The sequence below is a fragment of the Nocardioides sp. J9 genome (genome assembly GCF_007829375.1).
Lineage (GTDB): Bacteria > Actinomycetota > Actinomycetes > Propionibacteriales > Nocardioidaceae > Nocardioides.
Window position 1 is genome coordinate 1 of the sequence record NZ_VLJQ01000011.1, and the last position, 7,200, is coordinate 7,200.

Below are 7,200 nucleotides of genomic sequence, written 5' to 3' on the forward strand. Positions count from 1 at the left end.
CCACCCACCCAGCCTCCTCGTCGCTGCCTTTCGGAGCTGTACCGGCTATGCGACCGCAGCCTGCGGGGACCGACCCACGCTCCGCCTCCGCAACCGCAACCCGACCGTCGGGTTTCGGCACTGTGCCGGCCACCCAACCGCAGCCCACCGGGAGCTGCGCGGGCTCGCCACCTCCCGGCCGCGTCGTGAACGGCACCGCACCCCGGCCACCGCGCATCCCACCACCGTGCCTCGCCCCCTCACCCCCTCCGGCACAATGAACCCGTGCTGACCGTCCGCCGTGCCCCACGCGAGAGCGTGGCTGTGCCGGCGTTCCTGGGCAGCGCGGAGAGCGTGACGGCGCTGGTGGTGGCGCACGCGGCGGCGGGGGGAGAGGTGCCGCAGTCGTGGTGGCTGCTCGCCTTCGGCGTCCTCGTGTACGGCGCCGGGCGGGTCGTGCTGCGTGGGCGGGCGCGGATCGGCGTGGTCCTGCCGGCGCTGCTGGCGGCGCAGGTGCTCGGGCACGCGTGGCTGGTCGCACTGGCCCCGTCGGGCCACGGCGGGCACGGGCACGCCGGTGACCTGGGCGGCGGGGCGCTGCTCGGGCTGACCCCGGCGATGCTGGCCGCGCACGCGGTCGCGGCGGCCGTGACCGGCGTGATGTGGGCGCTGCGCCGACGTGCGGTGGAGGTGCTCGTGCAGTGGACCGAGCCGCACCGCAGCCCGGTGCTGGTGACGCTCCGTCCCGTCCCACCGACCCCCGACGTCCCTGCTGCGCGCTGGTTCGCGGCGGCCCGGCCGACGCGCGGGCCACCGGCCCTGCTGCCGGCGACCGCCTGACCCGTCCCGGACGGGTGCGGGGCGGCCGTCGCTGCCTGCTGCCACACCCGAACCATCACAGAGGGACGAAACCCATGAACCGACGCTCCACCCTGCCCACCCGTCACACCGCCACCCGCACTGCCGCCCGCACCGCTGCTGCCGGCGCCGCCGCCCTCGGCATCGTCGCGCTCAGCGCAGGCTCCGCCAGCGCGCACGTGACCGTCTCGCCGTCCAGCACCGGCGCCGGCGAGTACACCGTGCTCACCTTCAGCCTCGGCCACGGCTGCGAGGGCTCGCCGACGACCGGGATCACCATCCGGATGCCCGAGTCGATCCCGTCGGTGACGCCGACGGTCAACCCGGGCTGGAAGGTCGTGAAGAACACCGAGAAGCTGGCCGAGCCGCTCGAGGACGCGCACGGCAACCAGCTCACCGAGCGGGTCAGCGAGGTCGTCTACACGGCGCGCACCCCGCTCGAGGACGGCTTCCGCGACAGCTTCGAGCTGCAGGTGCAGCTGCCGGACGCCGAGGGCGAGACGCTCACCTTCCCCGTCGTGCAGACCTGCGTGAAGGGCGAGACCGGCTGGATCGAGACCCCGGCCGACGGCCAGGACGCGGACGAGCTCGAGAGCCCGGCACCGGCATTCACGATCACCGCGGGCTCGGGCGGCGGCCACGGTGCCACCGACGAGGCCGACACGGAGTCGGGCAACGACGCGGGCGAGCAGGAGGCCGAGGCGTCCGACGACGACGGCGGCAACGGCCTCGCGATCACCGGCCTGGTCGCCGGTGTCGGCGGACTGCTGCTCGGCGGTGCCGCCCTGGCCCGCTCCGGCCGGAAGGCCTGACCACCCCATGACGTGGCGTGTGCCGGCCTGGTTCGCCGCCCTGCTCGTCGCCGCGACCGCGGTGCTCGGGCTGGCGGCGCCCGCGTCGGCGCACGCCACGCTGGTGTCCTCCGACCCCGCCGAGGGCGAGGTGCTCGACGCCGCCCCGGAGGAGGTGACCTTCACCTTCGACGAGCCGGTCTCGCTGGTGCCTGACGGGCTGCTCGCCTTCGACGCCGCGGGGGAGCAGGTCGACGTCGAGGCGTCCGCCAGCGGCACCGAGGTCCGCGGCGGCCTGCCCGGCGACCTCGACAACGGCACCTACGTCATCACTTGGCGGGTGGTCTCGGCCGACGGCCACCCGATCGCGGGGTCCCTGACCTTCCACGTCGGCGCGCCGAGCCCGAAGGTCGAGGCGCCGCAGCTCGGGCCCGACGACCCCGGCGCCGTACCCACCCTGCAGGCAGTGGTGCACGGCGTCGACTACGTCGCGCTGCTGCTGGCGGGCGGACTCGCGGTCTTCCTGTCCTGGACGGCGCGCGGCGTCCGCCTGGCCGACGACGTACGACGACGCCTGGTCCGCGTGCTGCGGGTGTCCGCGGTCGTGGCGGTGGTGGCCGCGGCTGCCGCCATCCCGCTGGCCGGTGCCTACCAGCTCGGCAGCGGTGTCGGTGGGGTGCTCGACCTCGGCGCCATCGACCCGGCGCTGGTGCAGGACGACCTGCTGGTGCTCGTGCTGCAGGTGGCTGGCCTCAGCGTGGCGGTGTGGGCCGCCAGGGAACAGCAGTCGTCGCTGCTCGCCGACCTGGTCACCGCGCTGGCCGTCTGGTCGCCCGCGCTGGTCGGCCACACCCGTTCCTACGAGCCCACCGCACTGCTCGTGGTCACCGACGCGCTGCACCTCACCGCCGGCGCGACCTGGCTCGGCGGCCTGGTCGGACTCGCGCTGGTCCTTCCCTCGGTCGCCGGGCGACCACGCGACGGGGCGCTCCTGCTCAGCCGGTTCTCGACGGTGGCCGCGGCCCTGCTCGCCGCGCTCGCGCTGACCGGTGTGCTGCTCGGCTGGCGGATCGTCGGCTCGTGGTCCCGCCTGGTGGGGGAGACGTGGGGCCGGCTGCTGCTGGTGAAGGTGGCGCTGGTGCTGGTCGTCGTGGCGCTCGCCGCGTGGAACCGCTGGCGCCTCCTCCCTCGCGTGACGGACGGCGTCGGGCACGACGACCGGCGCACCGCCACCGGCCTGGTCCGCCGCGCGGTCGCTGCGGAGGCGGCCGTGCTCGTCGCGGTGCTCGGGGTGACCGGGTTCCTCACCCAGAAGCCGCCGGGCGGCCCTGCCCCGGCGCAGCCGGCGACGGCCGGCACGGGCGCGGTCACCGGCGTCGCGAGCGACGACCTCAAGGTGGTCGCGGTCGTCCAGCCCGGCCCCGGCCTGCAGCGTCGGCTGATCGTGCAGGTGCAGGACCTGGCCGGCGAGCCGCTCGACCTGTACGACGCCCCGGCGGTCGCGCTGCGCACCGAGGGCGTCGACCTCGGCGAGGTCCCCGTCGAGCCGGTCGGAGCGGGCACCTACGAGGCCGACGTGGTCTTCCCACGCACCGGGACCTGGCAGCTCCAGGTCAGCATCCGGGCCGACGAGTTCACCAGCCCGGTGACGACCGTGGAGCTGCCGGTCACCGATTGAGCGGCGTCAGCCGCCGAGCTTCACGTCCGACAGCGGGACGGTGTCGGCGTCGTCGGGCACGGTGACCTCGACGTCGGCGCCGTAGTCGTAGTAGGTCTGCGTCGCCTTGCTGGTGGTGCCGGCCGCGGCGACCTCGTACTCGTACTTGACCGGGCGGTTGTCCTCGTCCAGCCACACGTCGAACGGGATGGTCTCCGGCAGCGAGGCGGTGGCCTCGGCGGGCAGGCCGAGCGCCTCGGCGAAGTTCTCGGTGCCGGCGACCGCGCGGTAGCGCGTGGTGTCGACCCCCTCGACCTTCTCCTCGCCGACGACGTCGAGCGACTGGAGGTCGCCCATCGCGCGCACCGCGGTCTCCGGGTCGGAGGCGGCGGCGAGGGCGGCGAGCGGGTTGCCCTGGTTGGCCGGGTCCGCGGGGTCGATCTTCAGCCACTTGTCGGCCGGGATGCCCAGGCCGTCGGACTTGAGGTAGACGACGCCGGCGGCGGTCACCGTCTCGATGGCCTGCGGGCTGTTCGCGGTGGTCTTCGCGTGGGCGAGCGGCTTGTCGCCCTCGAAGACGACCTCGGCCTCGAGCTCGGAGGTCACCGGTCCGGTCGCGGTGGTGGCCTTGCCGCGGTAGGAACCGGCGGCGCGCTGGGCGTCGAGGATCGCCTGCTGGAAGTTCTCCGGGGTGAGCTCGCCGGTCGAGCCGCCTTCCGGCGTACCGGTGGGCTCGGACGCGCTGCCCGACGCGCTCGGCTCCTTGCTCGCGCCGGCGTCACCGCCGGACGAGTCGTCGCCGCTGCAACCGGCGAGCAGCAGCGAGGCGGCAGCCAGTGCGGCGATGGAGGCGGACAGGGGCTTGCGGGACATGCGTTCTCCTGAGGGTTGGTGGTCAGGCTTCGGGGTCCACGGCCGCGGTCACCGCGACCTGGTGGAGCAGTCCGTCGACGCGGACCTGGACGAACATCCGGTAGTCGCCGGGCTCGCTGAAGGTGGTGTGGAAGGTCAGCACGGTGCCGTCGTCGGTCACCTCGGGCGCACCGAGCGGGTGCACGTGGACGAAGCCGCGGCTGTCGACCGCGAAGCCGGTGAGGTGGGCGGTCGCGCCGAGGTAGCTGCCGAGCTGGAGCGGCTCCCCGTCGACGTCGGTCACGGCCATCTGCAGCTTGCCGCTGCGTCCGGCCTCGCTGCGGCCGAGCAGGCTGACGCGGACCACGCCGTCGTCGGCCGTCGCCGCGTCGTCGCCGACCGGGACCTCGGCCGGGTCCCACGCCCCGGGCACCCGCAGGGTCGCGCCGAGCACCAGCGGCCGGTCGGTGCCCTGCGGCACGAACTCGGCGACGACCCGCCACCGGCCGGGCGTGCCGAGGTCGACGCGGCCACGCCAGGTGCCGTCGTCCTCGAGCTCGGGGTGGACGTGGCGGAAGGCGCCGAGGTCGTCGCGCACGACGTAGGCGTGCAGCAGCTTGGTCTGCTCGGGCACGTAGTCGGTCAGCGGCTCGCCCGACGCGTCGACGATGCGGAACGCGACCTCGCCGGGCCGGTCCGGTCCGGGCAGGACGACGTCGGTCATCGTGTAGCCCTCGACGCTCGCCCGGGTCCCGTCGCCGACGGGGTCGCCGAGCGGCTGCTCGCCGTCGCCGGCGGGGGTGACGACGATCCGGTCGTCGTCGCGGTCGGGCTCCTCGGAGCACGCAGCGAGGCCGAGCGCCACGACGGCGGCGATCGACGCGGCGGCGTACCTCCTCATCGAGCGGGTGCGGGTCATGGCGCCACCGTAAGCAGGAGGAAGGCGGCGAGCAGGACCAGGTGCACCACACCGTTCATCGGCTTCGAGCGGCCCGGGACGACGGTCAGCACGCTCACGACCGCCGAGATCACCAGCAGCACCAGCTGCAGCGGCTCCCGGCCCTGACGTAACACCGAGGGCGAGGTCGCCGTCCAGCCAGATCGAGGCGACCGCGATCGCCGGGATGGTGAGGCCGATCGACGCCATCGCCGAGCCGTAGGCGAGGTTGAGGCTGGTCTGCACCCGGTCGAGCAGCGCGGCGCGCACGGCGGCGATGGTCTCGGGCGCGAGCACGAGCATGGCGATCACGACGCCGACCACGGCGTGCGGGAAGCCGAGCCAGTCGACCGCGTCCTCGATCGAGTTCGACTCGACCTTCGCCAGGCCGACGACGGTCACCAGCGAGAGCACGAGCAGGAAGGCGCTGGTCCACGCCTCGCGGTCGGTCGGCGGGTCCGCGTGACCGTCGCCGTCCGCGTCGTCGGCGCTCGCCCAGCCACCCGGGGTCGACGTGGTGTTCGGGAGGAAGAAGTCGCGGTGCCGCACGGTCTGGGTGAAGACGAAGGACGCGTAGAGCACCAGCGACGCGAGTGCGGCGAAGGTGAGCTGCGACCCGGTCAGCACCGGACCGGCCTCGCTGGTCGTGAACGCCGGGACGACGAGGGTCAGTCCCGCGAGGGTGATCACCGTGGCGAGCGCCGACCCGGTGCCCTCCGGGTTGAACACCGCGAGGTGGTGCCGGATCGCCGCGACGACGAGCGCCAGGCCGACGATGCCGTTGAGCGTGATCATCACCGCGGCGAAGACCGTGTCGCGCGCCAGGGTGGCGGTGTCACCGTTGCCGGACACCATCAGCATCACGATCAGGCCGACCTCGATGACCGTCACCGCGACCGCGAGGAGCAGGGAGCCGAAGGGCTCGCCGACCTTGTGCGCGACGACCTCGGCGTGGTGGACGCCGCTCACCACGGCGCCGACGAGCGCCAGCCCGATCAGGCTCGCGGCGAGCGGCCCGGGGTGCGACCCCCAGCTCACGGCGAGGACCGCGGCGGCGAGGGGCGGGGTGAAGACGGTCCACCCCAGTCGTCCCGAGGTGGAGGCGCTCATGGGCCGGAATCCTACGGGGACGACCCAGCGCGGCCGCAGGGGCGGGGGCTCGCGGATGCCGGTCGGACCGGGCTCCCCTCGTAGAATCGGGGCCATGTCCGTCGAGTCCGTCTTCCCCCGGCTGGAGCCGCACCTGCTGTCGGKGKCCAAGCCGATCCAGTACGTCGGCGGCGAGCTCAACATGGTCGCGAAGGACTGGGACGCCGCCGAGGTCCGCTGGGTGCTCATGTACCCCGACGCCTACGAGGTCGGCCTGCCCAACCAGGGCGTCCAGATCCTCTACGAGGTGCTCAACGAGCGCGAGTGGATCCTCGCCGAGCGCACCTACGCCGTGTGGCCCGACATGGAGAAGGTGCTGCGCGAGCAGCAGATCCCGCAGTTCACCGTCGACAGCCACCGCCCCGTCGGTGCCTTCGACCTGTTCGGCGTGAGCTTCTCCACCGAGCTCGGCTACACCAACCTGCTCAACGCGCTCGACCTGGCCGGCATCCCGCTGCACGCCGTCGACCGCACCGACGACCACCCGGTCGTCATCGCCGGCGGCCACGCCGCCTTCAACCCCGAGCCGATCGCCGACTTCGTCGACGCCGCCGTCCTCGGCGACGGCGAGGAGGTCGTGCTCAAGATCTCCGAGCTCGTCCGCGAGTGGAAGGGCGAGGGCCGCCCTGGCGGCCGCCAGGAGCTGCTGCGTCGGCTCGCCGTCTCGGGCACGGTCTACGTGCCGCAGCTCTACGACGTGCACTACGGCGCCGACGGCACCATCGCTGCCGTCGTACCGAACCACCCGGAGGCTCCCGAGCGGGTGCGCAAGCACACGCTGATGGACCTCGACCAGTGGCCCTACCCGCGCAACCCGCTGGTGCCGCTCGCCGAGACCGTCCACGAGCGGTTCAGCGTCGAGATCTTCCGCGGCTGCACCCGCGCGGGCATGATCACCCGCCCGGTGCGCGAGCGCTCGATCGAGACGATCGGCGCGATGGTGGAGAACGGCGTGCGCAAGACCGGCTTCGAGGAGG

At 73.9% G+C, this 7,200-nt stretch carries 5 protein-coding genes and 1 pseudogene; 4 read left to right on the forward strand and 2 right to left on the reverse strand.

Annotation, left to right across the window (positions count from 1 at the left end; all coding sequences use genetic code 11):
* The first annotated feature begins 264 nt into the window (after nt 1-264).
* The 3 genes from L615_RS01645 to L615_RS01655 all read left to right on the forward strand — a co-directional run bounded on the left by L615_RS01645 (nt 265) and on the right by L615_RS01655 (nt 3,306).
* Nucleotides 265-819 carry a hypothetical protein gene (locus tag L615_RS01645; protein ID WP_145723891.1) on the forward strand — a complete coding sequence of 185 codons (555 nt, stop codon included), beginning with the start codon at nt 265-267 and terminating at the stop codon, nt 817-819.
* Between the two features lie 74 nt (nt 820-893).
* On the forward strand, nt 894-1,649 hold the full coding sequence (locus L615_RS01650) for a YcnI family protein (protein WP_145723892.1): 756 nt from the start codon (nt 894-896) through the stop codon (nt 1,647-1,649).
* A gap of 7 nt (nt 1,650-1,656) precedes the next feature.
* On the forward strand, nt 1,657-3,306 hold the full coding sequence (locus tag L615_RS01655) for a copper resistance protein CopC (protein WP_145723893.1): 1,650 nt from the start codon (nt 1,657-1,659) through the stop codon (nt 3,304-3,306).
* Nucleotides 3,307-3,312: 6 nt separating this feature from the next.
* Here the strand turns inward: L615_RS01655 and L615_RS01660 are convergent, their stop codons facing one another.
* Nucleotides 3,313-4,158, reverse strand: a complete 846-nt coding sequence (locus L615_RS01660) for a hypothetical protein (protein WP_145723894.1) — start codon at nt 4,156-4,158, stop codon at nt 3,313-3,315.
* Nucleotides 4,159-4,180: 22 nt separating this feature from the next.
* Nucleotides 4,181-6,184, reverse strand: a complete 2,004-nt coding sequence (locus L615_RS23980) for a hypothetical protein (RefSeq protein WP_261376520.1) — start codon at nt 6,182-6,184, stop codon at nt 4,181-4,183.
* Between the two features lie 94 nt (nt 6,185-6,278).
* On the opposite strand from L615_RS23980, the pseudogene L615_RS01675 reads away from it, so the two are divergent.
* Nucleotides 6,279-7,200: pseudogene (locus L615_RS01675) on the forward strand (B12-binding domain-containing radical SAM protein); the annotation flags it as partial.